Source organism: Streptomyces sp. NPDC002676, assembly GCF_053592455.1.
Genome location: NZ_JBSFVT010000003.1, coordinates 605,144 through 631,081, shown reverse-complemented (window position 1 = coordinate 631,081; position 25,938 = coordinate 605,144). Strand labels below are relative to the sequence as shown.

The window sequence follows — 25,938 nt, the reverse complement described above, 5'->3', positions numbered from 1 at the left end:
AAAATACCAGCCCCCTTACCCAGAACCTACTTCCGTTACACAACCGACGGACAGCCGATTGCCAGCCGCAGGCTGCCCCGGACAACGCCGTGACAACAGCTCCGTAGCTTCTTATGCGTGCCGACGGACCACCGGCACAGCAGCAGGGCTTCAGGCATGAGCCGGAGAACACGGGGAACGGAGGCGGTTGATCATGGCGCACGGCGAGGTGCTCGAATTCGAGGAGTACGTCCGCACTCGGCAGGACGCGCTGCTGCGCAGCGCCAGGCGACTGGTGCCGGACCCCGTCGACGCCCAGGATCTGCTGCAGACCGCGCTCGTGCGGACGTACGGACGCTGGGAGGGCATCGCGGACAAGCGGCTTGCCGACGCCTACCTGCGCCGTGTCATGATCAACACGCGGACCGAGTGGTGGCGGGCGCGCAAGCTGGAGGAGGTCCCCACCGAGCAGCTGCCCGAGGCGCCGGTCGACGACGCCACCGAGCAGCACGCGGACCGCGCGCTCCTCATGGACATCATGAAGGTGCTGGCTCCGAAGCAGCGCAGCGTCGTCGTGCTGCGACACTGGGAGCAGATGTCCACGGAGGAGACCGCCGCCGCCCTCGGCATGTCGGCCGGTACGGTCAAGAGCACGCTGCACCGGGCGCTCGCCCGGCTCCGCGAGGAGCTGGAGGCCCGCGATCTGGACGCACGCGCGCTGGAGCGTGAGGAGCGGGAGCGTTGCGCGGCCTGACCGAGGCCGGGCCCAGCGAGGCCCGAGACAGTTCCATGGCGGTGATCGCGGCTGCGGCCTCGGTCATCGCCCTCGCCCTTTTCGTCGCCGCGTGCAGCACCGGCGGCACCGGCGCCCGGGACGAGGGCCCGGCGCAGGCCTCCGCGTTGAAGGCCCCCGTCGCCGTGCCCTCGCCGAGTCCCTCGGAGAGCTACCGGAGCGTCGACGCCTTGGCGCTGCTGAAGGAGGATCCGGCGGTCTCCCCGGTGATCAAGCGCGCGCTGAAGCCGTGCAGCGGCGAGAACAAGTACCCGGTGAACGTCACCTACGGCGACCTGACCGGCGGACCGGTCAACGACGTCCTCGTCAACGTGGTGAGCTGCGGCGACCAGGTCGGCATCGGGGCGTACGTCTACCGGGACGAGGAAGGCGTGTACAAAAATGTGTTCAAGGCCGAGGAGTCCCCGGTCTACGCGGAGATAGACGGGGCCGAGCTGACCGTGACCACGCAGGTGTACGCCACCGACGACCAGATGGCGAACCCGTCCACCGAGAACGTGATCACCTACGCCTGGAGCGCGCGAAGCGAGCGGTTCGTCCAGCGGCACGCCCACCGCACCGACTACGGCAAGGCCGGCGTCAACGCGGCCCCCGCTCCGGACGACAACTGACCGGCCGGCCCCCGCACACCGACCACCAGCACCACCGAGCACCCGCACACGAAGACTGAGAGCACCGGGATGGCAGACCAGACCCACGTCCTGTTCGTCGAGGACGACGACGTCATCCGCGAAGCCACCCAGCTCGCCCTGGAGCGGGTCGGCTTCGCGGTCACCGCCATGCCCGACGGGCTGTCCGGCCTGGAGGCGTTCCGGGCCGACCGCCCCGACATCGCGCTGCTGGACGTCATGGTGCCGGGCCTGGACGGGGTCAGCCTGTGCCGTCGTATCCGCGACGAGTCCACCGTGCCGGTGATCATGCTCTCCGCGCGCGCCGACTCCATCGACGTCGTGCTCGGCCTGGAGGCGGGCGCCGACGACTATGTGACCAAGCCGTTCGACGGTGCCGTCCTGGTCGCCCGGATCCGAGCGGTGCTGCGCCGCTTCGGGCACGCGGCCGGCGGGGCCGCACAGCCGGCCGACCCCGGTGCGGAGGCGAACGGCGGCCCGCTGACCTTCGGCGACCTGGAGATCGACACCGAGGGCATGGAGGTGCGCCGGGCCGGGCGGCCGGTCGCGCTCACCCCCACCGAGATGCGGCTGCTGCTGGAGTTCTCCTCGGCGCCGGGCACCGTGCTCTCCCGCGACAAGCTGCTGGAGCGCGTGTGGGACTACGGCTGGGGCGGGGACACCCGGGTCGTCGACGTCCATGTGCAGCGGCTGCGCCAGAAGATCGGCCAGGACCGGATCGAGACGGTCCGCGGCTTCGGCTACAAGTTGAAGGCCTGAGCGGGGCGGCGTCATGCGGGGGATCCTTCGGCACCCGGTCCGCAGCATGGAGCGCGCGGGCCTGCACACCGGGCTCAGATGGAAGCTCAGCGCGGCGATCGCCCTGGTCGCCGGGCTGGTGGCGATCGCACTGAGCCTGGTCGTGCACAACGCGGCGCGCGTCTCGATGCTGGACAACGCGCGCGACCTGGCCAACGAGCGGGTGCAGATCGCGCAGCGCAACTACGAGCTGTCCGGACGCCCGAACTTTCCCAACATCAAGATCGACGACCCCGACCTGCCGCCCGCGCTGCGCGAGAAGGTCGAGAGGGGCCGCCGGGCCAGCGACGTCTCGGAGCACCCCGGTTCGTCCCCGGACATCTGGGCGGCCCTACCGGCCAAGGACGGCCATGTGCTGTCCCTGCACAGCTACTTCCCGAACCGCAGCGCGGACGTGATGCGGGACCTCGACCAGGCCCTCGTCATCGGCTCCATCGCGGTCGTACTGGGCGGCAGCGCGCTCGGCGTGCTGATCGGCGGGCAGCTGTCGCGCCGGCTGCGCAAGGCGGCGGCAGCCGCGAACCAGGTCGCCAAGGGCGAGACCGAGGTCCGGGTGCGGGAGGCCATCGGCGGGGTCGTACGGGACGAGACCGACGATCTCGCGCGCGCCGTCGACGCCATGGCGGACGCGCTGCAACAGCGCCTGGAGGCCGAGCGGCGGGTCACCGCCGACATCGCGCACGAACTGCGCACCCCGGTGACGGGCCTGCTCACGGCCGCGGAACTCCTGCCCCCCGGCCGCCCCACGGAACTGGTCCTGGACCGGGCGAAGGCGATGCGCACCCTGGTCGAGGACGTACTGGAGGTCGCCCGCCTCGACGGCGCCTCCGAGCGGGCCGAGCTGCAGGACCTCATGCTGGGCGAGTTCGTCGCCCGGCGCGTCGCCGCCAAGGACCCGGACATCGACGTACGGGTGGTGCACGAGTCGGAGGTCACCACCGACCCGCGCCGCCTGGAGCGCGTGCTGTTCAACCTGCTCGCCAACGCCGCCCGGCACGGCAAGCCGCCCATTGAGGTCACCGTCGAGGGCCGGGTCATCCGGGTCCGCGACCACGGCCCCGGCTTCCCCGAGGAACTGCTGGCCGAGGGGCCGAGCCGCTTCCGCACCGGCAGCAAGGACCGCTCCGGGCAGGGCCACGGCCTGGGCCTGACCATCGCGGCCGGCCAGGCCCGCGTCCTCGGCGCCCGCCTCACCTTCCGCAACATCCGCCCCGCCGGCACCCCCGACCACCTCCCCGCCGAGGGCGCGGTGGCCGTCCTCTGGCTCCCCGAACACGCCCCGACGGACACCGGCAGCTACCCGATGCTGCCGCTGTCCGGGGACATCGGCTGAAACCAGGGACACCGGCGGAAAGAAGCCGAAGGCCCCCGGGGCGGACACCGACCGGGGGCCTTCAGTTCAATTCAGGTACGGCTCAGACCGCCTCGACCACCTGCATCGGAGCGACGTCCGCGCCGTCCTCCGACGGCTTCTGGGGCCCGCTGCGCAGCGGGACCTCCTTCACGAACAGCGCCGCGGCCAGGACCGACACCGCGATCACCGCGCCGAGCAGGAAGGCCGAGTGCGTACCGGCGGACACCGCGTGCTGGTAGGCGTCCCGGATCTGCGGCGGCAGCTTGGCCAGGTGGGCCGCGTCCAGCTGGGCCGACTTCTCGGTGATGCCCTTGCCCGTCGCGCCGGCCCGCTCGGCCATGACGTCCTTGACCCGGTTGTTGAACAGCGCGCCCATGATGGCCACACCGAAGGAGGAGCCGAGCGTACGGAACAGGGTGGCCGAGGAGGACGCCACGCCCATGTCCTTCATCTCCACGCTGTTCTGCGCGACCAGCATGGTGACCTGCATCAGGCAGCCCATGCCGGCGCCCAGTACGGCCATGTACAGACCGGACGTGAAGCGGGTGGTGCCGGTGTCCATCAGCGACAGCAGGTACGCGCCCCCGATCATCAGGGCGCCGCCGGCGATCGGGAACACCTTGTAGCGGCCGGTGCCGGTGGTGACGCGCCCGGCGATCATCGAGGTGACGAGCATCGCGCCGAGCATCGGCAGGAGCAGCAGACCCGAGTTGGTGGCGGACGCGCCCTGCACGGACTGCTGGTACAGCGGCAGGAACAGCGTGGCGCCGAACATCACGAAGCCGGTCATGAAGCCGATGACGGACATCAGGGTGAAGTTGCGGCTGCGGAAGATGTGCAGCGGCAGCACCGGCTCCACGGCCTTGCTCTGCCAGAACACGAACCCGACCAGTGCGGCCACGCCGATGCTGATCAGCTCCATGATCCGCGCGGACGTCCAGGCGTACTCGCTGCCGCCCCAGGTGGTGACCAGCACGATCGAGGTGATGCCGAGGGTCAGCAGCGCGGCGCCCAGGTAGTCGATGCGCGCCTTGGAGCGCTTCTTCGGCAGCTGGAGCACCACGGTGACCAGGGCGAGCGCGACCACGCCGAGCGGCAGGTTGATGTAGAAGGCCCAGCGCCAGCCCCAGTTGTCGGTGATGGTGCCGCCGACCAGCGGGCCGCCGATCATGGCGAGCGCCATGACACCGGCCATCAGACCCTGGAACTTGCCGCGCTCGCGGGGCGGGACCAGGTCACCGATGATCGCCATCACGCCGACCATCAGGCCGCCGGCGCCGAGACCCTGCACGGCCCGGAAGCCGATGAGCTGGCCCATGTTCTGCGCCATGCCGCTCAGCGCCGAACCGACCAGGAAGATCACAATGGAGGTGAGGAAGGCGCCCTTGCGCCCGTACATGTCACCGATCTTGCCCCAGAGCGGGGTGGAGGCCGCGGTGGCCAGGGTGTAGCCGGTGACCACCCAGGACAGGTGCTCCAGGCCGCCCAGTTCGCCGACGATCGTCGGCATCGCCGTGCCCACGATCATGTTGTCGAGCATCGCGAGCATCATCGCGATCATGAGCGCGAGCACGACGACCCGTACGCTCCTGGGCTTCTTCTCGCCCGTGTCCCGGCCCGTGCCCTCGGGTTCTGCCACGTGCGTGGCCCTGGGCTCCTCGGCCTCAGGGGCGCCTTCCGCCGCGCCCGTCAGCGTGTCCGCCATTTCGACTCCCCCCGCAGCGCCACTTACTTGACGCCCGGCTAGTTGACTACACTGGGAAGGTAGACCTGTAACTAGCCGGGCGTCAAGTAAGTATTTTCGGGGCGTCAAGCGCATTACCGCGGGGGGCGAGGAGTACGAGAATGAGCGGCACCATGGACGGCATCAAGCAGCAGCGCCGCGGCAACACGCGCCAGCGCATCCAGGACGTCGCGCTCGAACTCTTCGCCGAGCAGGGGTACGAGAAGACCTCGCTGCGCGAGATCGCCGAGCGCCTCGACGTCACCAAGGCGGCTCTGTACTACCACTTCAAGACCAAGGAAGAGATCGTCGTCAGCCTCTTCGAGGATCTGACCGTACCGATCGAGGCCGTGATCGAGTGGGGCCGGCACCAGCCGCACACGCTGGAGGCCAAGCAGGAGATCATCCGGCGCTACAGCAAGGCCCTGACGGGCGCCGAGCCGCTCTTCCGGTTCATGCAGGAGAACCAGGCGACGGTGCGGGAACTGCGCATCGGCGACACCTTCAAGGATCTGGTGCGTCGCCTGAGGGACATCATCATCGAGCCCGGTGCCCCCCTCGTCGAACAGGTCCGCTTCGTCAGCGCCATCTTCACGATGCACGCGGGGATGTTCGTGATGCAGGACATCGAAGGCGACCCCGAGAAGCGGCGCGAGGCCGTTCTCGAAGTCGCCGTGGACCTCGTCACGCAGGCGTACGAGGGCGCCCACAAGGACCGTTAGTCCGCAAGGACTGCCGGACCGCTCGGGTCAGACCTTCACGCCCTGGGCGCGCATGAAGGCGACCGGGTCGATCGCGGAGCCGTAGTTGGGCGTCTTGCGGATCTCGAAGTGCAGGTGCGGACCGGTGGAGTTGCCGGTGCTGCCGGACAGCGCGATGTGCTGGCCGGTCTTCACGACCTGGCCGATCCGGATGTCGATCCGGGACAGGTGCGCGTACTGCGAGTAGGTGGCGTTCCCGTGCTTGATGACGATGGCGTTGCCGTACGCGGGGCCGTCACCAGCGCCGTTGGGGCCGGCCTTCACGACGGTGCCGCCGTGCGCGGCGACGACCTCCGTGCCGGTCGGGACGGCGAAGTCCTGGCCGCTGTGCTTGTGGATCCAGTGGCTGCCGGCCTGGTCGAAGCCCGCGGAGAGCGTGTACTTCTTCACCGGGTCGACCCAGGCGGTGGAGGACGGCGCGGCAGCGCTCGCGATCCCGGTTCCCACCACGGCCGTGGCCCCGATTCCGGCGGCCAGGACGGCCACGCGGGTGGAGAGCGAGGACGTACGGGAAGAGCGGGACGTGAAGCGCTTGAACATGGAGACCTCATGGGTTCGGGGACAGATCGGCCACCTGGCGTAGAGAAGTCCGCCGCGGTGGCCATCCCTTGGTAACCCAGCCCCCCGTCCGCGCCCAACCCCCCTCATTTACGGCATCCGGTAGTAGATGACCACGGGATGAGGCGCAGACATCTGCGCAAATGCCCCACTATCAAGGGTCGTAACGGACATATCGCCTGTGTGCCATATCACCAGCGCCGCAAACCCCGGCGCGCAGAAATGTGACGCACACCCCTGTCCACCTACCGTTCAGTAACCTTACGGTTCCCTTCGCGCCACCATCGCCTCAGATCATGCGCCTGACAAGCAGGCACGTGTACGACGTGAGAGGACCCCCCACCGATGACCACACGCCCCTGGGCGCTCCGCATATCCGCGACCGCCGTCTCCGTGGCCGCGCTGGCCGCGATGGCCGCCCCGGCCCAGGCCGCGACGGCGGACAGCACCGCCGCGAAGGTCGACTACGCCACCTGGCAGCAGGACTGCACGGCGGTCATGAACCAGGCGCTGCCGTACCTCAAGGAGCGCATCGAGGACGCCAAGCCCGGCGAGAAGCAGGCGATCGTCTTCGACATCGACAACACCACCCTGGAGACCGACTTCGGCTTCAGCTACCCGCAGCCGGCCAACAAGCCGGTCCTGAACGTCGCCAAGTACGCCCAGGAGCACGGGGTCTCGATCTTCTTCGTCACGGCCCGCCCGGGGATCCTCTACTGGCCCACCGAGTACAACCTCGAGTACGACGGCTACGACGTCTCCGGTCTCTACGTCCGCGGCCTGTTCGACCTCTTCAAGGACGTCGCCGCCTACAAGACCGCCCAGCGCGTCGACATCGAGAACAAGGGCTACACGATCATCGCGAACATCGGCAACAGCGCCACCGACCTCTCCGGTGGCCACGCCGAGAAGACGTTCAAACTGCCCGACTACAACGGCCAGTTGTCCTGACGCGAGGCTGAATCCGCAGGTTAGGCTCCATCCATTCGCCGGACTCACGGGGGTGGACGGATGGAGCCGACCGTACTGGGCAGCAAGCTGGCGTCCAGCCTGATCGGGCCGCTGGTGAAGAAGCTGTTCGTGGCCGACGGGCCGGGCGCGGGGCTGGTCGACAAGCCGGTGCGCCTCTCGGCGCTGGTGTCCTTCCGGGGCGAGAAGCGGACGCTGGGCGAGAAGGACGTACGCAAGCTCGCGAGCCGGCTGGTCGCGGAGGCCATGGCCTCCCCGGGCGCGCCGCCGTTCCCTCCCGCCGAGGAGACGGCCGTCACCGACACCCTGACCGGCCGGCTGCTCGCCCTGGGCGACCTGGACATGGACGACGTACAGGCCGTACACCTGGGCAGCCACGAACTCGCCCAGCAGCTGCACCGCCACGCCCCGCCCCCGGACGGCCTGTCCGCCGACGCCTGCGTCTTCCTCGACTCCGCGACGCAGTGGGCGTGCCTGCACATCCTGGAGTTCTTCACCCGCCGGTCCACGTTCGTGGCCCGGACCCTGGTGGAACAGACCCGCATCCAACGGGACCTCATCGCCCGCGTCGACGAGTTGATCGCCCGCGTCCCGCGCCCCGACGCCCGCGACACCGCCTTCGAACGCCGCTACCTGCCCTACGTGGCCGACCGGCACAACCACATCACCATCTACGGCATCGACCTGCGCGACTCCCCCGACCGCTGGCCCCTCGAAGTCGCCTACCTCAGCCTGGAGGCGACCGCGGCCGAGGAGCCCGTACCGGACACGGCGCCCGACGAGCGTCCGCCCGCCCCCGCGGGCCGGCTGCCCGCCGAGGAGGCGCTGCTCACCGACTCCCGTGTGCTGCTGCGCGGCGACGCGGGCTCCGGCAAGACGACCCTGGTGCAGTGGCTGGCGGTCACCGCGGCCCGTTACGGCGACCGCGTTCCCTTCGTCCTTCCCCTGCGCACCCTGATCCGCACGGGCCAACTGCCGCCGCCCGCCGACTTCCTGAGGGCGGTGGGCTGCCCGCTCGCCCCGCCGGAGGGCTGGGCCGACCGCGTGCTGACGGCGGGCCGCGGCCTGGTCCTGGTGGACGGCCTGGACGAGATCCCGGCCGCCGACCGCCACCGCACCCGCGACTGGCTGCGCGCGCTGCTCGCGGCCTACCCCGGCAACCACTGGCTGCTGACCTCCCGCCCGACGGCCGTACGCCCCGACTGGCTCGCCCAGGAGGGCTTCCGGGAGCTGACCCTGGCCCCGATGCGGCGCGCGGAGGTGGCGACGTTCGTACACCGCTGGCACGAGGCGGCCCGGGCGCCCGAGTACAAGGGCCCCCTCCTGGACTCCCTGCGCACCAAACGCGACCTGGCCCGCCTCGCCACCAACCCCCTGATGTGCGGCCTGATCTGCGCCCTGCACCGCGAACGCCGCGGCTATCTCCCCACGGGCCGCAAGGAGTTGTACGACGCCGCCCTCACGATGCTCCTCGCCCGCCGGGACCGGGAGCGGGGCATGACCGTCCCGGAACTCGGCGAGGAGGCCCAGCTGGAACTGCTGCAACGCCTCGCGTACGCCCTGGTGTTGAGCGGCCGTACCGAGATGGACCTGACCACGGCCGAAGGCATCGTGGAACGCTGCTTGCCGACGGTGGCGTCGGCGGCGGGACAGGGCGACGCGGGCGCCGTCCTGCGGGTCCTGATGCTCCGCAGCGGCCTGCTCCGCCAACCGGCCGAGGGAGTCGTGGACTTCGTCCACCGCACGTTCCAGGACTACCTGGGCGCGCGGTACGCCGTGGAGGAAGGCCATCTGGACGTCCTCCTGAGCCACGCGGACGACACCCAGTGGGAGGACGTCATCCGCATGGCAGTGGCCCACGCCCGGCCGCGGGAACGCGCCTGGCTGCTACGGCAGCTGCTGGACCGGGACACCCCTCGCCTGACCTTGCTGGCGCTGGCCTGCCTGGAGCATGCGGCGGCCCTGGAGCCGGGGGTACGGGCGGAGGTGGAGGCCCGGGCGGGGGCGCTGATACCGCCCCGCACGACGGAGGACGCGCGGGCGCTGGCAGAGGCTGGGCCTCTGGTGTTGGAGTTGCTGCCGGGGCCGGAGGGGTTGTCGGAGGAGGAGGCGCGGGGGGTGACGATCACCGCGTCGATCCTCGGGGAGGCGGAGCCCGAGGGTGCGCTGGGGGTGCTGCGGCGGTTCCGGGAGCACGGGGATCTCGGCGTACGCCGCCAACTGGTCGGCACCTGGGGGAGGTTCCCCACCGAGGAGTACGCGGCGGAGGTACTGGACCATCTGGATCGCGACATGCTCCGCTTGACCTGCACGTCAGCCGAAGAGCGCGCGGCCGTGGCCGGGATGCGTCCCTGGCAGCGCTTGTCCTTCCGGGGCGCACACCGGGCCCAGGACATCGTGGCCGCGGTACCGGCACGCGACGAGGTGCGACTGCTCGACCTGTCGGACAACCCCGATCTCAGGAATCTGGGCGCTCTTCTGCCGTTCAGTGGCCTGCGGGAGCTGTGGGTGTACGACTGCCCAGCCGCCGGCGGTCTGGAGCGGCTTTCCCCTCTGGCGCTCACTCGGCTCGGCTGCTTCGGCATGGCCGACATGACCGGGCTGCGGTCTCTGCGGTCCCTCACCACGGTCTCCGTGGAGCAGGAGCTGCCAGGCACCGACCTCACCCACGCCCTGCCGGTCGACGCGCCGCTTGAATTCCTCTACCTCGGCAAGTTCACCACCGACAGGACGGGGTTGCGCGGGCTCAGGCACTGGGCAAGTCTGCAGACGCTGAGCCTCGGATCACTCACCACGGAGCCGACGGCCGCCGACTGGCGCGAGGTCGCGGCGCTTCCCGGTCTGACCCGCCTTTATCTGCACGGAGATTTCATCCGGGACTTCCCGCACGCCCTCCGCGTCATGCCGGAACTGCCCGGCATCGAAGCGCTGCATCTCTGGGCCGTGCACGGTTCCGAGGACCTCTCCGCCCTCGCACCCCGGCTGCCGGGCCTGCGCTCGGTGATCCTTACGCGCCGGCCCGAACACTCCCTCCGGGCCTCTCACTACAAGGCGTTCTTCCCCGACGCCGAACTCACCGTGGACGAACTGTGAAAGGGGCCGGCGCCCAAAAGGCACCGGCCCCTTTCATCCGGCCAATTCGCCGAAGGCCTACGCGTCCTTGCTCAGGTTCGGCCCAGCCCCACCGGCCGCCTGCTCGATCGGCGGGACGTCCGGCAGCGCCGACTTCTCCTCACCCCGGAAGGTGAACGTGGCGGCGTCGCCCTCGCCCTCGGTGTCCACGACCACGATGTGACCGGGGCGCAGCTCGCCGAAGAGAATCTTCTCGGAGAGCGAGTCCTCGATCTCGCGCTGGATCGTGCGACGCAGCGGACGCGCGCCCAGCACCGGGTCGTAGCCCTTCTTGGACAGCAGCTCCTTGGCGGACTGGGACAGTTCGATGCCCATGTCCCGGTCCTTCAGGCGCTCGTCCACCTTGCTGATCATCAGGTCGACGATCCGCAGGATGTCCGCCTGCGTCAGCTGCGGGAAGACGACCACGTCGTCGACGCGGTTGAGGAACTCGGGCCGGAAGTGCTGCTTCAGCTCGTCCTGGACCTTGTTCTTCATGCGCTCGTAGTTGGTCTTCGTGTCACCCGAGGCCGCGAAGCCCAGGTTGAAGCCCTTGGAGATGTCCCGGGTGCCGAGGTTGGTCGTCATGATGATGACCGTGTTCTTGAAGTCCACGACCCGGCCCTGGGAGTCGGTCAGGCGACCGTCCTCCAGGATCTGCAGCAGCGAGTTGAAGATGTCCGGGTGCGCCTTCTCGACCTCGTCGAAGAGGACGACGGAGAACGGCTTGCGGCGGACCTTCTCGGTCAGCTGGCCGCCCTCTTCGTAGCCCACGTAGCCGGGGGGCGAACCGAAGAGACGCGAGACCGTGTGCTTCTCACTGAACTCCGACATGTCGAGGGAGATCAGCGCGTCCTCGTCACCGAAGAGGAACTCGGCGAGCGCCTTGGACAGCTCGGTCTTACCGACACCGGACGGGCCGGCGAAGATGAACGAACCACCCGGACGCTTCGGGTCCTTCAGGCCCGCGCGCGTACGGCGGATCGCCTTCGACAGCGCCTTGACGGCGTCGTTCTGGCCGATGACCCGCTTGTGGAGCTCTTCCTCCATGCGCAGCAGGCGGGAGGACTCCTCCTCGGTCAGCTTGAAGACCGGGATGCCGGTGGCCGTGGCGAGGACCTCGGCGATCAGCTCGCCGTCGACCTCGGCGACGACGTCCATGTCGCCGGCCTTCCACTCCTTCTCCCGCTTCGCCTTGGCGGCCAGGAGCTGCTTCTCCTTGTCACGCAGGGAGGCGGCCTTCTCGAAGTCCTGCGAGTCGATCGCGGACTCCTTGTCCCGGCGGACGGCGGCGATCTTCTCGTCGAACTCGCGCAGGTCCGGCGGAGCGGTCATCCGGCGGATGCGCATCCGGGAACCGGCCTCGTCGATCAGGTCGATCGCCTTGTCCGGCAGGAAGCGGTCCGAGATGTAGCGGTCGGCCAGGGTGGCGGCCTGGACCAGGGCCTCGTCCGTGATGGAGACGCGGTGGTGCGCCTCGTACCGGTCGCGCAGACCCTTGAGGATCTCGATCGTGTGCGGCAGGGACGGCTCGGCGACCTGGATGGGCTGGAAGCGGCGCTCCAGGGCCGCGTCCTTCTCCAGGTGCTTGCGGTACTCGTCCAGCGTGGTCGCACCGATGGTCTGGAGTTCGCCGCGGGCCAGCATCGGCTTCAGGATGCTCGCCGCGTCGATGGCGCCCTCGGCGGCACCCGCACCGACCAGCGTGTGCAGCTCGTCGATGAACAGGATGATGTCGCCGCGGGTGCGGATCTCCTTGAGCACCTTCTTCAGGCGCTCCTCGAAGTCACCGCGGTAGCGGGAGCCGGCGACCAGGGCACCGAGGTCGAGGGTGTAGAGGTGCTTGTCCTTGAGGGTCTCGGGCACCTCGCCCTTGACGATGGCCTGGGCGAGACCCTCGACGACGGCGGTCTTGCCGACGCCGGGCTCACCGATCAGCACCGGGTTGTTCTTGGTACGGCGGGACAGCACCTGCATGACCCGCTCGATCTCCTTCTCGCGCCCGATGACCGGGTCGAGCTTGGACTCACGAGCCGCCTGGGTGAGGTTCCGGCCGAACTGGTCCAGGACGAGGGAGGTCGAGGGCGTGCCCTCGGCCGGCCCGCCGGCCGTGGCCGTCTCCTTGCCCTGGTAACCGGAGAGCAGCTGGATGACCTGCTGCCGCACCCGGTTGAGGTCTGCGCCCAGCTTGACCAGGACCTGGGCGGCGACGCCCTCGCCCTCACGGATCAGGCCGAGCAGGATGTGCTCCGTGCCGATGTAGTTGTGGCCCAGCTGAAGGGCCTCGCGGAGCGACAGCTCCAGGACCTTCTTGGCACGGGGAGTGAAGGGGATGTGCCCGGACGGGGCCTGCTGGCCCTGGCCGATGATCTCCTCCACCTGCTGGCGGACCGCCTCAAGCGAAATGCCGAGGCTCTCCAGGGCCTTAGCGGCGACACCTTCACCCTCGTGGATGAGACCCAGGAGGATGTGCTCGGTGCCGATGTAGTTGTGGTTGAGCATCCGGGCTTCTTCCTGAGCCAGGACGACAACCCGCCGCGCGCGGTCGGTGAACCTCTCGAACATCGTTAATCGCTCCTCAGAGCGGTCAGGCAGTGGGGGGAACTTCCCCTCCCTGTCCTTCCGCAGCTTAGTCCCGCAAGCGGGGACCGCTCATTCCAACTGCCGACACCGTCCTTGGCCTCCTGACCCCGAACGCCGACATCTGCTCCAACCCGATGGTGCGAGACGATGTTCCCGCAGGCCAGGCAGTTATCCCACTCACCAGTACGCCGATGGCGAACGTGAGACGGCCCGCCCTGCGTGTCGCCCCCTCCCACTAGGCATGTCTTACCCGCTGGGACTGACACTCCATGCGGCGCGCACTGGTTCCCTCCGCTATGGGCGAACAACCTTGCGCCTCCCCTGAGCCCCGCGCGCCCCCCACTTGGGCACGGTGCGCATCTATGTGCGCACTCAGCGTAACTCGATGGCGTCTTCACCTGTTGCACTTGTCATGGTTGGCTCGGTCCCCCTTCCCCGGCAGCCGCTCGGCACTCCCGGCCCGCCGGACGGCCCGGACACCGTGGTCCGGCGCTGGGCCGCGGCCCGGCTCTGGTACGAGAACGATCTGGGCTGGGCGATCGTGCCCGGACCGCCAGGACAGCCGTTCTGGCTGGTCACGGGGGTGCGGTTCGATGTCCTCGATGTGCCGGCCGAGGCGGGCGCCGGGGCGCTGCGGCACCTCGCGCCGGGCTCTCCGGTGGCCCTGCACGGCGACCGGATGCGACTGCTGGTGGCCGCGGGCAGCGCGGAGGAGCTGCCGGGGCTGCTGGACTGGCTGGAGTGGAGCGCGCTGGCGCTCGATCTGCGGGTCCTGGGCGCCGGTGGCCTGATGGAGGCTCCGGCCCCGCCCGGCCCGCTCTCGCCCGGCCCGGCCTTCACCGGGTCCGAGGCTTCGCTCCCGGAGCGCTCGGCCGCCGGGGACCGCGCCGAGTCCGTGCAGGGGGCCGCCGTATGGCTGCGGCCCCCTGAGCCGGGGTGCGCGGCCGAGGCCTCGCTGCCGGCACTGTCGGCGCTGGGGGGTGTGGGGCGCGTGGGTTGCGCCCCCGATCTGGTGCGACTGGTGGACACGGTGGCAGCGCAGTGTCACCGGGTCCGGTTGCGGCGCGCCTGCGCCGGGTCGTCCGCCGGTCGGCGAAATCAGCCGTTGGCCTTCTCGTAAGCCTCGCGGATGGACGCGGGAACACGGCCGCGGTCATTGACCTCAAGGCCGTTCTCCTTGGCCCAGGCACGGATCGCCGCAGTGTCCTGGCTGCCCGCGGAAGCGGCGCGCGCCTTTCCACGCCCGCCGGCGGCACGGCCTCCGGTACGACGGCCACCCTTCACATAGGGCTCGAGAAGACCACGCAGCTTGTCCGCATTGGCGGTCGTGAGATCGATCTCGTACGTCTTGCCGTCCAGTGCGAACGTGACGGTCTCATCCGCCTCGCCGCCGTCGAGGTCGTCGACAAGAAGGACCTGAACCTTCTGTGCCACGGCATTTCCTTTCATCGATAACGTGAGGACCAGGTGGTACGGCGTCCGCCCGTTTCGCCGCCCCCTGTTATATGCAGTACTGCAGTACGTCGGAAAGCAAACCGCTTTTGCCGGAAAAACACAAACCCCTGGGAGAGACCCCGGGGACCGGCCCCGCCCGGAAACATGCGCGTTTCGGACATAGGGAACCGGGGCAATGACGATCACAGATGCAGAAGCATCCGGCTGTTGCCCAAGGTGTTCGGTTTCACTCGTTCGAGACCGAGGAACTCGGCGACGCCCTCGTCATAGGAACGCAAGAGCTCGGCGTACACATCGGTGTCGACCGGAGTCTCCCCGATCTCCACGAAGCCGTGCTTCCCGAAGAAGTCCACTTCGAAGGTCAGGCAGAAAACCCGGCGAACGCCGAGCCAACGCGCGGTCTGCAGCAACTTCTCCAACAACTGGTGGCCGACACCGGCGCCCCTGAGGCCGGGCTTCACCGCCAGAGTGCGGACTTCCGCGAGGTCTTCCCACATGACGTGCAGCGCGCCGCAGCCGACCACCTCGGCGTTGTCGTCGCGTTCCGCGACCCAGAACTCCTGGATGTCCTCGTAAAGCGTGACCGTGGCTTTGTCGAGCAGGATGCGGCCGCGGGCGTAGACGTCGAGGAGGTCGCGCACCGCCGGGACATCACCGGTCCGGGCCCGCCGGACAGTGATGGCTTTTGCGGAGACTTCGGGTTGCTCTGCTGACATGAGCGGACGCTATCGCCCGGCGGTCTCCCCCGCCGAGCCGGGGTTCTCCTCTTGCGGGGCTTCCCCGGCTTCCCGGGCTTCCGGCGCTTCCCGGGTTTCCGGTGCCTGGAGTTCCGGTCCCTGGACGATCCGTACGGCGTCCCTGAGCGCCTGGCGCTGTTCCTCGCTCATCATCCCGAAGAAGGCGACGAGAGCGGCTGCCGGGTTGTCGCTCTGCGACCACGCGTCGTTCATCAGAGCGGCTGCGTAGGCGGCTCGTGTCGACACGGCTTCATATCGATAGGCCCGCCCTTCCGCCTCCCGGCGGACCCAGCCCTTCTGATGGAGATTGTCCAAAACGGTCATCACGGTGGTGTACGCGATGGAGCGTTCCTGCTGAAGGTCTTCCAGGACTTCTCGAACGGTCACCGGGCGGTTCCACTTCCACACCCGCGTCATGACCGCGTCTTCGAGTTCTCCCAATGGGCGAGGCACAACTCAGAACAATAGTGGGAGTTCAGGGCAATGGCGTGCCAGACGTGCACTAAGGGCACAAACAGGAACAAAAAGGTCAGGCGTCGCCGCCGGCGGAGGCCTGGCGCGTGCTCTCCGCGCGCGCGAGGGCGGCGTCGACGGCCGCGTCCTCCTTGGCCTTGGCGACGCCGCCCTGGGTCTTCACGATCACCCGGACCAGACCGATGAAGAACACGGCCATGACGACCGGGGGAACGAGCGCGGAGACATAGTCCATGCCTCCAGAGTAGCCACGCGGGATCGGGCGAAAGGGGCGGGGTGGGTGAGTACGGGAGACTGCTGCTCAGCCCGCTGTTCGGCCCGTCGCTCAGCCCGCCGCCAGCTGCCGCGCCTCGGCCGGCGGGGCCTCCGGCGGCGCCGGGCGCGTGGGCGGCTTGCGGCGCGGGAAGACCTCGCCCGGGGTCGGGATGGGGCGCTTGGGGCGCTCCGGTCCGGTGGCCGGGGGTTCGGCGGGGCGCCGCGGCGGGGTCTGCCCGGGCTTGCGCCCGGGCTCCTGTGCGGGGTTCTGCGCGGGTTTCTCCGACTCCTCGGCCTGTTCCGCCAGAGACTCGGCCGCGCCGCCCGGAAGGGCCAGCAGGCGGGTCCTGGAGGGCGGTACGGCGGGGGCGGGGGCCGTGCGCGCGCCCTGGGCGAAGCGGGCCCGTACGTCCTGCTCGGCGAGCGCCTGGCAGCGGTCCAGCAGGGTGGCGGCCAGAGGGTTCCCGCGCAGGGCGCGGAGCGCGGCGAGGTCGTCCGGCGTCGGCCGGTGCCCGGCACCCAGCGCCTCCTCCAGGAGGTCGAGGTAACCGGCGGCGGTGCCCGGCAGGGCGGCGCGGTAGCGGCCGAGGTCGGCCACCAGGAAGGCGCGCAGCCGGGCGCCCTCGCGCATCGCCTCGTCGAGCGACTCGGCGAGGCGGAAGCAGTCCTGGACGTCCTCGGCGGACGCTGGGCCGGGGTGAAGGGCGAGGGCGAGGGCGAGGCGGAGCACACGCAGCTCCTCCGCGCCGAACGCCACGCCGCCGCGGGATCCGTATGGCGTGGGCATGCGGCGACGCTATCGCTAATCGGACAAAAGTGACGGATCGGGCAGTCGTGTCGTCGCGTGTCGCCACGGCTTTCCCCCGACCGGGGCCACCCGCCCGCCCGGCAGGCGGGTCACCCACGGCTCACATGCGGGACACGTTGCGCTCGTACACCAGGCGCAGCCCGATCAGCGTCAGCCACGGCTGATGCTCGTCGATGACCGAGGACTCCCCCAGCACCATCGGCGCGAGCCCACCCGTGGCGATCACCGTCACGTCGTCCGGATCGTCGGCCAGCTCCCGCGCCATCCGGCCGACCACCCCGTCGACCTGCCCGGCGAAGCCGTACACGATGCCCGCCTGCATGGCCTCGACCGTGTTCTTGCCGATCACGTGGCGCGGCCGGGCCACCTCGATCTTCCGCAGCTGGGCGCCCTTGACGCCGAGCGCCTCCACGGAGATCTCGATGCCGGGCGCGATGACCCCGCCGACGTACTCCCCGCGCGCGGAGACCGCGTCGAACGTCGTCGCCGTACCGAAGTCCACGACGATCGCCGGGCCGCCGTACAGGTCGACGGCGGCGACCGCGTTGATGATCCGGTCCGCGCCGACTTCCTTGGGGTTGTCGGTGAGGATCGGCACGCCCGTCTTGACCCCCGGCTCGACCAGCACCGCGGGCACGTCGCCGTAGTACCTGCGGGTGACCTCGCGCAGCTCGTGCAGGACCGACGGCACGGTCGCGCAGATCGCGATGCCGTCGATGCCGTCGCCCAGTTCCTCGCCGAGCAGCGGGTGCATGCCCATCAGGCCCTGGAGCAGCACCGCCAGTTCGTCGGCGGTGCGGCGGGCGTCCGTGGAGATGCGCCAGTGCTCCACGATGTCCTCGCCGTCGAACAGGCCGAGGACGGTGTGCGTGTTGCCGACGTCGATCGTGAGGAGCATGACCCTTTACTCCGCCTCGCGCAGGTCCAGGCCGATGTCCAGGATCGGCGAGGAGTGGGTGAGGGCGCCGACGGCCAGGAAGTCCACGCCCGTCTCGGCGTACGCGCGCGCGTTGTCGAGCGTGAGCCGGCCGGAGGCCTCCAGCAGGGCCCGCCCGCCGGTGATCGCGACGGCCTCCTCGCACTCCCCGGGCGTGAAGTTGTCCAGCAGGACCAGGTCGGCGCCCGCGTCGACGACCTCGCGCAGCTGGTGCAGGGTGTCGACCTCGACCTCGATCGCCAGCTCCGGGAACGCCTCCCGTACGGCCTTGAAGGCCTGCGCGACGCCGCCGGCGGCGACCACGTGGTTGTCCTTCACCAGGGCCGCGTCCGAGAGCGACATGCGGTGGTTGACGCCGCCGCCGCAGCGCACCGCGAACTTCTCCAGGGACCTCAGGCCCGGGGTGGTCTTGCGGGTGTCGCGGACCCGGGCGCGGCTGCCCTCCAGGATGTCCGCCCACGCGCGCGTGGCGGTCGCGATGCCGGACAGGCGGCACAGGATGTTCAGCGCGCTGCGCTCGGCGGTGAGCAGGTCGCGGGTGCGCGTGGTGACCGACAGCAGCTTCTGCCCGGCCTCGACGCGGTCGCCGTCCTCGACGTGCCGCTCGACCTCGAACTCGTCGGTGCAGACCACGGAGAGCACGGCCTCGGCGACCCGGAGGCCGGCCACCACGCCCGCCTCGCGCGCGGTGAAGTCGCCGGTGGCCACCGCGTCCTCGGAGATGGTGGCGACGGTCGTCACGTCGACGCCGCCGTCCAGGTCCTCCTGGATGGCCACGTTGGCGATGTCCTCGACCTCGACGGGGTCGAGTCCGGCCTCGGCCATGAGCTGGGCGAGCGCGGGGTCGAGACCGCACACTGCGTACTCTTCGGCCCCCTCGTCGCCCTCCGCGCCACAGGCGCAGCCGTCGCCGCAGCCGCCGGTCGGGACGAGGGGAAGGTCGTCGGTGCTCACGTCTGTCACTGCTCCTGGGGGCGCTGGTGGTTCCTGGTAGGGGGGAAGTCTGCGGTGTCCGTGGTGCGTACGGCCAGCGACCGGTCCGGATTCAGCCGTACGACGATGTGACGCCGCCAGTCGGTGTCGTCGCGCTCGGCGCGGTCCTCGCGCCAGTGGCAGCCTCGGGTCTCCTCCCGCAGCCGGGCGGCGGCGACCAGGACCCGGCCCACGCACAGGAGGTTGGTGGCCTCCCAGGTGTCGACGCCGGGCTCGGCGGTCTTGCCGTTCTCCTCCAGCACGTCACGGGCCTCGGTGTGCAGCCGCTGGAGCTGGTCGGCGGCCTTCTCCAGCGACTGGGCCGAGCGCAGCACGCCGGCGCCCTCGGTCATGATCCGCTGGATGGCGAACCGGGCCTCGGGGGCCTGCAGCGGGTGCTCGGGCTGCTCGGGGTACGCCACCGGTGCGGGCACCCGCGCGTAAAGGCCGTTCTCCGCGTGGACCCGGGCGATGTCGGCGGCGATGCGCTCGGCGTAGACGAGGCCTTCGAGCAGGGAGTTGGAGGCGAGCCGGTTGGCGCCGTGCACGCCGGTGCAGGCGACCTCGCCGCAGGCGTACAGGCCGGGCACGGTCGTGCGCCCTTGCGCGTCGGTGCGCACGCCTCCGGAGGCGTAGTGGGCGGCCGGGGCGATCGGGATGGGCTCGGTGAGCGGGTCGATGCCGTTGGCGCGGCAGGCGGCCAGAATCGTCGGGAAGCGGTGCTCCCACATCTCGGCGCCGAAGTGCCGGGCGTCGAGGTACATGTGCTCGGCGCCCTGTTCCAGCATCCGCCGCAGGATGCCCTTGGCGACGATGTCCCGGGGCGCCAGCTCGGCCAGTTCGTGCTGGCCCACCATGAAGCGCACGCCGTCGGCGTCGACCAGGTGGGCGCCCTCGCCGCGCACCGCCTCGGAGACCAGCGGCTGCTGGCCCTCGGCGTCCGGGCCGAGGAACAGCACGGTCGGGTGGAACTGCACGAACTCCAGGTCGGAGACCTCCGCACCCGCGCGCAGCGCCAGCGCCACGCCGTCGCCGGTGGACACCGACGGGTTGGTGGTCGCCGAGAAGACCTGGCCCATGCCGCCGGTCGCGAGGACGACCGCGGGGGCGTGCACGGCGCCCACGCCGTCGTGCTGGCCCTCGCCCATCACGTGCAGGGTGACGCCGGCCGTGCGGCCCTCGGCGTCCGTCAGCAGGTCCAGCACGAGCGCGTTCTCGATCGTGCGCAGCCCGCGCGCGTGCACGGCCTCCACGAGCGCCCGGGAGACCTCCGCGCCGGTCGCGTCGCCGCCCGCGTGCGCGATCCGGCGGCGGTGGTGACCGCCCTCGCGGGTGAGGTGGATGTCGCCCTCGTCGTCGGTGTCGAAGTGGGCGCCGGTGGAGATCAGCCGCCGTACGGCGTCGGGGCCCTCGGTGACGAGGATCCGTACGGCCTCCTCGTCGCACAGGCCCGCGCCCGCCACCAGGGTGTCCGCCAGGTGCTGTTCGGGGGTGTCGCCCTCGCCGAGGGCGGCGGCGATGCCGCCCTGCGCCCAGCGCGTGGAGCCGTCGTCCAGACGGGCCTTGGTGACGACGACGGTCCTCAGGCCCGCGGCCTCGCAGCGCAGGGCCGCGGTCAGGCCGGCCACCCCGGAGCCGACGACGACCACGTCCGCGGAGATGGACCACCCGGGTTCGGGTGCGTGCAGTCGTATGCCTGTGCTGGTCACGAGGCGGCTCCGAGGGTTCCGAAGGTGAGTGGGAGGTTGTCGATCAGCCGGGTCGTGCCGACCCGGGCGGCTACGGCGAGCACGGCCTCGCCGGTGAAGTCGTCGCCGATCTCGGTGAAGTCGGACGGGTCGACCAGGGCGAGGTAGTCCAGGCGCAGCGGCGGGTCGAGGCGGGCGGCCTCGTCCAGCACCTGCCGGGCGGCGGCGCGGACGGCCGCCGGGAAGCCGGGCGCCGAGGCGGCCACGGCGTGCGCGTCGGCCGCCGCGCGGGACTCCCCTATGGCGCTCAGCGCCTCGGCACGCGCGCGCGTGGCGGGCACTTCGCGGGCCCGCGCGCGCAGTGCCTCCTGCGCGGCGTGCCGGTCGCGGCCCGCGAACAGTGCGCGGGACAGGGCGAGCGCGGTGCGGCGCTCGTCGGGCGAGAGGTAGCGGTTGCGGCTGGAGAGGGCGAGCCCGTCCTCCTCGCGCACGGTCGGCACGGCGACGATCTCCACGCCGAAGTTCAGGTCCCGCACCATGCGCCGGATGAGGGCCAGCTGCTGGGCGTCCTTCTGCCCGAACAGGGCCACGTCGGGCCGGGTGAGGTGCAGCAGCTTGGCGACGACGGTGAGCATGCCGTCGAAGTGGCCGGGCCGCACGGCGCCTTCCAGGCGCTCGCCCATGGGGCCCGCCGAGATGCGCACCTGGGGTTCGCCGCCCGGGTAGACCTCGGCCACGGAGGGCGCGAACACGGCGTCGGCGCCGGACTGTTCGGCGAGCTTCAGGTCGGCTTCGAGGGTGCGCGGGTAGCGGTCCAGGTCCTCGCCGGCGCCGAACTGGAGGGGGTTGACGAAGACCGTGACGACGACCTCGCCGTCCGCACCGGCGATCTCGCGCGCGCCGCGGATCAGGGTGGCGTGGCCTTCGTGCAGGGCGCCCATGGTCATCACGACGGCACGGCGGCCGGTGCGCACGCGCGCGTGCAGCTCTTCGGCGGTGCTCAGCAGGGCGGTGGTCATCAGGCGATCCCCTCGGTGCCGTTCGTGCCGCCGGTTCCGCCGGTGCGGGCGCTCTGGTCGGCGAGCACGCCGAGCAGGTCCTCGGCGAGTTCCGGCTTCAGCAGGCCGTGCGCGAGGGCCCGGTCGGCGGTGGCGCGGGCCATCGCGACGTAGCCCGCGACGGTCTGCGGTGCGTGCTTGCGCAGCTCGGTGACGTGCGCGGCGACCGTGCCGGCGTCCCCGCGCGCGACGGGCCCGGTGAGGGCCGCGTCGCCGGAGCGCAGGGCGTTGTCCAGGGCGGCGCCGAGCAGCGGGCCGAGCATCCGGTCGGGCGCCTCCACGCCGGCCGTGCGCAGCAGTTCCATGGACTGGGCGACGAGGGTCACCAGGTGGTTGGCGCCGAGCGCGAGGGCCGCGTGGTAGAGCGGGCGGTTCTCCTCGCTGATCCACTCGGGCTCCCCGCCCATCTCGATGACCAGGGCCTCGGCGGCCAGCCGCAGCTCCTCGGGCGCGGTGACCCCGAAGGAGCAGCCGGCCAGGCGCTGGACGTCCACGGGGGTGCCGGTGAAGGTCATCGCGGGGTGCAGGGCCAGCGGCAGCGCGCCCGCGCGCAGGGCCGGGTCCAGGACCCGGGCGCCGTAGCGGCCGGAGGTGTGCACGAGCAGTTGTCCCGGGCGTACGGCCCCGGTCTCGGCGAGCCCGGCGACGAGCCCCGGCAGGGCGTCGTCGGGGACCGTGAGCAGCACCAGGTCGGCGCGCTGGAGGACTTCGGCGGGCGGCACGACCGGCACGTCGGGAAGCATGGTCCCGGCCCGCCTGCGGGAGGCGTCGGAGACCGCGGAGACGGCCACCGGGCGATGCCCGGCGAGCTGGAGGGACGCGGCCAGCGCGGGGCCCACGCGTCCGGCGCCGACGACGCCGACCGTGAGCCGCGCGGGGCGGTCCTTGAGGTCTGGCTGGTGGACTGTACTCACGCGACGGTGGCCTTCCCGTTCCAGTCCGCTCTGGGTACCGGACGATTTCTCGTCATGTTAACGCTATCCGGTTCTCGTCATGTTAACGCTATTTGGTCCGGCGGCAGCCGTCTGTCCACAGGCTGTGGGTTTCCCCACGTCCGCTCCACCGGTCCGCCGTGTCTGCGTCACCGGGCCGACGCGCGGAAATCCCGGTGCCCCCGCCGGTCCGGCACGGCATGATCCACGGCATGACGGACGCGGCTGAGCAGGGCACGGAGCAGGACGAGGGACGATCGGCGCGGGAGCGGCTGCGGGAGCGCCGCGCGAACGCCCGGCGGCAGGCGGGGCGCAGGCTGTCCCGCGCGGGGTGGGGCGGCACGATCCGCGAACGCCTCGCCCATCTGATGGACGCGGCGCCCGGGGTGTACGACCTGGACGAGCCGGCGGACATCTACGGCGACCGGATCGTGGCCGCCCTGGAGGAGCGCGTCGCCGCGCTGCTCGGCACGGAGGCCGCCGCGTTCTTCCCGACCGGCACGATGGCCCAGCAGGTGGCCCTGCGCTGCTGGGCGGCCCGCACGGGCAACCCCACCGTGGCCCTGCACGCCCTGTCCCACCCCGAGGTCCACGAACGCCATGCGTTCAGCCAGGTCAGCGGTCTGCGCCCGGTCCGCGTGACCAGCGAGCCCAGGCTGCCCACGGCCGAGGAGATACGCGACTTCGAGGAGCCCTTCGGGGCGCTGATGCTGGAACTGCCCCTCAGGGACGCCGGTTTCGTGCTGCCCACCTGGGAGGAGCTGACCGAGGTCGTCGAGGCGGCGCGGGAACGCGACGCGGTGGTGCACTTCGACGGCGCGCGCCTGTGGGAGACCACCGAGCACTTCGGCCGCCCCCTGGACGAGATCGCGGGCCTGGCCGACAGCGTCTACGTGTCGTTCTACAAGTCCCTCGGCGGCTTCGGCGGCGCCGCGCTCGCCGGCCCGGAGTCGCTGGTCGAGGAGGCGAAGACCTGGCGGCACCGGTACGGCGGCATGGTCTTCCAGCAGTTCCCGACCGCCCTGTCCGCGTTTGTCGGCCTGGAGCAGGAGCTGCCCCGGCTGCCGGAGTACGTGCGGCACGCGCGCGTGGTGGCCGCCGCGCTGCGCGAGGGGTTCGCCGAGGCCGGGGTGGCGTGGGCGCGCGTGCACCCCGAGGTGCCGCACACCCACGAGTTCCAGCTCTGGCTGCCGTACGAGGCCGAGGTGCTCGCCGAGGCGGCCGTACGCCAGGCCGAGGAGACCTCGGTGATGCTCTTCGCGGACGCCTGGGACGCCAAGGGGCCCGGCATGGCGGTCACCGAGGTCGTCGTCCGCGCGGCGGGCCTGGAGTGGACGGCCGACGACGTCCGCGCGGCCGTACGGGACTTCGTCGACCGCCTGCCGGACAAGGCCTAGCCGAGCGCGGGGGCGCAGCTCGCGCACCGGGTCCAGGTCGTGCCGGCCGCGGATTGCTCCTGCTCAGAGCGGATGTCCCGTGGATTGACGGCTGCTGTCAATCCACGGGGCGCTGTCAGTGGCCGGGTGCACCATGGGGGTCATGAGCGTGACCATCGACATCACCGGGCTGCCGCCGGATCGGGTTTCGGTTGTGCCCTCTCCGCTGGCGGAGCTGGGCCGGGCTCTGCACGCGCTCAGCGAACCCGGCCACCACCCGGAGCTCCAGGGCTGGGTGACCGCCGTCTCCAGCCGGCTGGAGCCGTCCCTGGCCGACCGGTTGTGCGAGGCGGACTTCCTGTGGCGTACGACGTTCTCCGACGTGTTCGCCCCGTTCGCCGGGATCCCCGGCCGCCGCGCGGTCCCGGGCGCCACGCTCGCCGACGAGCTGGACCTGCTGGACAAGTTGACGGACGGGCAGTTCGTCAACGCCGCGCTGGAGTTCATCTGCCAGCCCCGCTACTACCTCCGGGAGACCGGCCCCCTGGAGGATCCGGAGCTGCGAAAGCACTCCCTGGACATGGCTGCCGCGCGCGGTGCCGTCCAGGAGCGGTTCACCCGCCGCCTGCTGGACGACCCGCCGGCCGTCCGCGCCTGGTTCCGGCAGCTGGCGCTCGACTGCGAGGAGGCCTTCTTCGCAGACACCTGGGCCCGGGTCCAGCCCCAACTCGCCGCCGACGCCCGGCACAAGACCGAACTGCTGCGCCGCAAGGGGCTCGTCGAGGCCCTCACGGCGCTCTCCGGTGCCGTCTCGGTGGACGAGGAGGCCGGCCTCATCTGCGTCGACAAGCTCCTGGTGGGCCACACCGCCACCGGCGACGGCGGCCTGGTCCTGGTGCCGACCAGCCTCGGCTCGCCCCATGTGATGGTCCTGCACCGGTACGGCTGGCAGCCCGCGATCAGCTACCCCGTCAGGCCCTCGCGCCCGCAGGCGCCGTCCGTCGAGCAGCTCACCCGCCGTCTGGAGGCGCTGGCCCACCCGGCACGGCTGCGGCTGTGCCGCGATCTGGCCCGCGGCCCGCACAGCACGACCGAACTGGCCGATGCGCACGGCGTGTCGGCCCCGGAGATATCCCGGCACCTGGCGGTGCTGAAGAAGGCCGACCTGATCACCAGCTGCCGCCAGGGCCGGTACGTCCGGCACCAGCTGGACCTGTCCGCCGTGGCCCGGCTGGGCAGCGACTTCATCGAGGGCGTCCTGCGCTGAGCGGGCCGCCTCGGGCAGCGCCGCCGGGGCTCAGCCGAGGCTGCCGCCCGCGCGCACCAGCCCGGTCTCGTACGCCAGCACCACCACCTGCACCCGGTCCCGCAGACCGAGCTTGGTGAGGATGCGGCCCACGTGGGTCTTCACGGTCGCCTCGGACAGCACCAGGCGGGCCGCGATCTCCCCGTTGGACAGGCCCTGCGCGACCAGCACCATGACCTCGCGCTCCCGGTCGGTGAGCCGCTCCAGCTGCTGGTGCCGGGGTTCCTTGGTCGTGGAGGGCAGCATGGGCGCGAACCGGTCCAGCAGCCGCCGGGTCGTGGAGGGCGCGACGACCGCATCGCCGCTGTGCACGGCGCGGATGGCGGTCAGCAGCTCGCCGGGCGGCACGTCCTTGAGCATGAATCCGGAGGCGCCCGCCTTCAGCCCGGAGAAGGCGTACTCGTCCAGGTCGAAGGTGGTCAGGATCAGCACCTTCGGCGGGTCGGACTCCATGCAGATCCGCCGGGTGGTCTCCACGCCGTCCAGCTTCGGCATGCGCACGTCCATCAGGACGACGTCGACGGCGGTGGAGCGCAGCACCTGAAGGGCCTCGACGCCGTCGCCCGCCTCCGCGACGACCTCCATGTCCGGCTGGGCGGCGAGCACCATCCGGAACCCGGTGCGCAGCAGCACCTGGTCGTCGACGAGCATCACGCGGATCGTCATCGGGTCCTCTTCTGTT

Annotated in this window: 24 protein-coding genes; 10 read left to right on the top strand and 14 right to left on the bottom strand. The window is 71.1% G+C overall.

From position 1 onward, the window contains the following. The first annotated feature begins 193 nt into the window (after positions 1 to 193). The 4 genes from ACWD3E_RS13185 (at position 194) to cseC (ending at position 3,532) form a co-directional block, all read left to right on the top strand. Positions 194 to 733 carry a SigE family RNA polymerase sigma factor gene (locus ACWD3E_RS13185; protein ID WP_451387617.1) on the top strand — a complete coding sequence of 180 codons (540 nt, stop codon included), beginning with the start codon at positions 194 to 196 and terminating at the stop codon, positions 731 to 733. Continuing rightward, on the top strand, positions 721 to 1,383 hold the full coding sequence (locus ACWD3E_RS13180; RefSeq protein ID WP_451387616.1) for a hypothetical protein: 663 nt from the start codon (positions 721 to 723) through the stop codon (positions 1,381 to 1,383). The genes ACWD3E_RS13185 and ACWD3E_RS13180 overlap by 13 nt, the downstream gene beginning before the upstream one ends. A 69-nt stretch (positions 1,384 to 1,452) precedes the next feature. Continuing rightward, positions 1,453 to 2,160, top strand: coding sequence for a two-component system response regulator CseB (gene cseB, locus ACWD3E_RS13175; RefSeq protein ID WP_451387615.1), 708 nt, complete (start codon positions 1,453 to 1,455; stop codon positions 2,158 to 2,160). A gap of 13 nt (positions 2,161 to 2,173) precedes the next feature. Then, positions 2,174 to 3,532, top strand: coding sequence for a two-component system sensor histidine kinase CseC (gene cseC / locus ACWD3E_RS13170; RefSeq protein WP_451387614.1), 1,359 nt, complete (start codon positions 2,174 to 2,176; stop codon positions 3,530 to 3,532). Between the two features lie 82 nt (positions 3,533 to 3,614). On the opposite strand, the gene ACWD3E_RS13165 is transcribed toward cseC, so the two are convergent. Next, positions 3,615 to 5,258 carry an MDR family MFS transporter gene (locus tag ACWD3E_RS13165; protein WP_451387613.1) on the bottom strand — a complete coding sequence of 548 codons (1,644 nt, stop codon included), beginning with the start codon at positions 5,256 to 5,258 and terminating at the stop codon, positions 3,615 to 3,617. A gap of 140 nt (positions 5,259 to 5,398) precedes the next feature. Here ACWD3E_RS13165 and ACWD3E_RS13160 point away from each other — a divergent pair, with 140 nt between their 5' ends. Further along, positions 5,399 to 5,998 carry a TetR/AcrR family transcriptional regulator gene (locus tag ACWD3E_RS13160; protein ID WP_451387612.1) on the top strand — a complete coding sequence of 200 codons (600 nt, stop codon included), beginning with the start codon at positions 5,399 to 5,401 and terminating at the stop codon, positions 5,996 to 5,998. A 27-nt stretch (positions 5,999 to 6,025) separates the two neighbouring features. Here ACWD3E_RS13160 and ACWD3E_RS13155 read toward each other — a convergent pair whose 3' ends face one another. Beyond that, positions 6,026 to 6,577: a M23 family metallopeptidase gene (locus ACWD3E_RS13155; protein ID WP_451387611.1), complete on the bottom strand. Its 552-nt coding sequence runs from the start codon at positions 6,575 to 6,577 to the stop codon at positions 6,026 to 6,028. 363 nt (positions 6,578 to 6,940) lie between these two features. On the opposite strand from ACWD3E_RS13155, the gene ACWD3E_RS13150 reads away from it, so the two are divergent. Both ACWD3E_RS13150 and ACWD3E_RS13145 read left to right on the top strand, forming a co-directional pair. After that, a complete protein-coding gene (locus tag ACWD3E_RS13150) occupies positions 6,941 to 7,546 on the top strand; it encodes an HAD family acid phosphatase (RefSeq protein WP_451387610.1) in 606 nt (201 codons plus the stop codon). A gap of 60 nt (positions 7,547 to 7,606) precedes the next feature. After that, positions 7,607 to 10,657 carry an NACHT domain-containing protein gene (locus ACWD3E_RS13145; RefSeq protein ID WP_451387609.1) on the top strand — a complete coding sequence of 1,017 codons (3,051 nt, stop codon included), beginning with the start codon at positions 7,607 to 7,609 and terminating at the stop codon, positions 10,655 to 10,657. 57 nt (positions 10,658 to 10,714) lie between these two features. Here ACWD3E_RS13145 and ACWD3E_RS13140 read toward each other — a convergent pair whose 3' ends face one another. Beyond that, positions 10,715 to 13,240, bottom strand: a complete 2,526-nt coding sequence (locus ACWD3E_RS13140; RefSeq protein WP_451387608.1) for an ATP-dependent Clp protease ATP-binding subunit — start codon at positions 13,238 to 13,240, stop codon at positions 10,715 to 10,717. Between the two features lie 430 nt (positions 13,241 to 13,670). Here ACWD3E_RS13140 and ACWD3E_RS13135 point away from each other — a divergent pair, with 430 nt between their 5' ends. Beyond that, positions 13,671 to 14,378, top strand: a complete 708-nt coding sequence (locus tag ACWD3E_RS13135) for an SCO3374 family protein (RefSeq protein ID WP_451387607.1) — start codon at positions 13,671 to 13,673, stop codon at positions 14,376 to 14,378. On the opposite strand, the gene ACWD3E_RS13130 is transcribed toward ACWD3E_RS13135, so the two are convergent. From ACWD3E_RS13130 to ACWD3E_RS13085, 10 genes are all read right to left on the bottom strand, one after another. After that, positions 14,357 to 14,692 (bottom strand): histone-like nucleoid-structuring protein Lsr2, encoded by a 336-nt coding sequence (locus ACWD3E_RS13130; protein ID WP_451387606.1) that lies wholly within the window; start codon positions 14,690 to 14,692, stop codon positions 14,357 to 14,359. The two genes, ACWD3E_RS13135 and ACWD3E_RS13130, sit on opposite strands and share 22 nt — an antisense overlap. 203 nt (positions 14,693 to 14,895) lie before the next feature. Then, positions 14,896 to 15,429, bottom strand: coding sequence for an amino-acid N-acetyltransferase (locus ACWD3E_RS13125; protein WP_451387605.1), 534 nt, complete (start codon positions 15,427 to 15,429; stop codon positions 14,896 to 14,898). A 9-nt stretch (positions 15,430 to 15,438) separates the two neighbouring features. Further along, the gene (locus ACWD3E_RS13120; protein WP_451387604.1) at positions 15,439 to 15,867 is read right to left on the bottom strand and encodes a BlaI/MecI/CopY family transcriptional regulator; all 429 of its coding nucleotides are present in this window, start codon (positions 15,865 to 15,867) and stop codon (positions 15,439 to 15,441) included. 112 nt (positions 15,868 to 15,979) lie between these two features. Further along, a complete protein-coding gene (locus ACWD3E_RS13115) occupies positions 15,980 to 16,159 on the bottom strand; it encodes a hypothetical protein (RefSeq protein ID WP_451353703.1) in 180 nt (59 codons plus the stop codon). 90 nt (positions 16,160 to 16,249) lie between these two features. Further along, positions 16,250 to 16,936 (bottom strand): hypothetical protein, encoded by a 687-nt coding sequence (locus ACWD3E_RS13110; protein WP_451387674.1) that lies wholly within the window; start codon positions 16,934 to 16,936, stop codon positions 16,250 to 16,252. A gap of 151 nt (positions 16,937 to 17,087) precedes the next feature. Beyond that, complete coding sequence (locus ACWD3E_RS13105; RefSeq protein WP_451387603.1) at positions 17,088 to 17,885, bottom strand: type III pantothenate kinase; 798 nt, start codon at positions 17,883 to 17,885, stop codon at positions 17,088 to 17,090. Between the two features lie 6 nt (positions 17,886 to 17,891). After that, positions 17,892 to 18,878 (bottom strand): carboxylating nicotinate-nucleotide diphosphorylase, encoded by a 987-nt coding sequence (nadC, locus tag ACWD3E_RS13100; protein ID WP_451387602.1) that lies wholly within the window; start codon positions 18,876 to 18,878, stop codon positions 17,892 to 17,894. Positions 18,879 to 18,883: 5 nt separating this feature from the next. Further along, on the bottom strand, positions 18,884 to 20,605 hold the full coding sequence (locus ACWD3E_RS13095) for an L-aspartate oxidase (RefSeq protein WP_451387601.1): 1,722 nt from the start codon (positions 20,603 to 20,605) through the stop codon (positions 18,884 to 18,886). Further along, a complete protein-coding gene (panC, locus tag ACWD3E_RS13090; RefSeq protein WP_451387600.1) occupies positions 20,602 to 21,603 on the bottom strand; it encodes a pantoate--beta-alanine ligase in 1,002 nt (333 codons plus the stop codon). Before panC ends, ACWD3E_RS13095 begins: the two co-directional genes overlap by 4 nt. After that, on the bottom strand, positions 21,603 to 22,556 hold the full coding sequence (locus ACWD3E_RS13085) for a Rossmann-like and DUF2520 domain-containing protein (RefSeq protein WP_451387599.1): 954 nt from the start codon (positions 22,554 to 22,556) through the stop codon (positions 21,603 to 21,605). The genes panC and ACWD3E_RS13085 overlap by 1 nt, the downstream gene beginning before the upstream one ends. A 230-nt stretch (positions 22,557 to 22,786) precedes the next feature. On the opposite strand from ACWD3E_RS13085, the gene ACWD3E_RS13080 reads away from it, so the two are divergent. Both ACWD3E_RS13080 and ACWD3E_RS13075 read left to right on the top strand, forming a co-directional pair. After that, positions 22,787 to 23,971 (top strand): threonine aldolase family protein, encoded by a 1,185-nt coding sequence (locus ACWD3E_RS13080; protein ID WP_451387598.1) that lies wholly within the window; start codon positions 22,787 to 22,789, stop codon positions 23,969 to 23,971. 142 nt (positions 23,972 to 24,113) lie between these two features. Next, the gene (locus ACWD3E_RS13075) at positions 24,114 to 25,217 is read left to right on the top strand and encodes a DUF5937 family protein (RefSeq protein ID WP_451387597.1); all 1,104 of its coding nucleotides are present in this window, start codon (positions 24,114 to 24,116) and stop codon (positions 25,215 to 25,217) included. A gap of 30 nt (positions 25,218 to 25,247) precedes the next feature. Here ACWD3E_RS13075 and ACWD3E_RS13070 read toward each other — a convergent pair whose 3' ends face one another. Continuing rightward, a complete protein-coding gene (locus ACWD3E_RS13070; RefSeq protein ID WP_451387596.1) occupies positions 25,248 to 25,922 on the bottom strand; it encodes a response regulator in 675 nt (224 codons plus the stop codon). Positions 25,923 to 25,938: the final 16 nt, after the last annotated feature.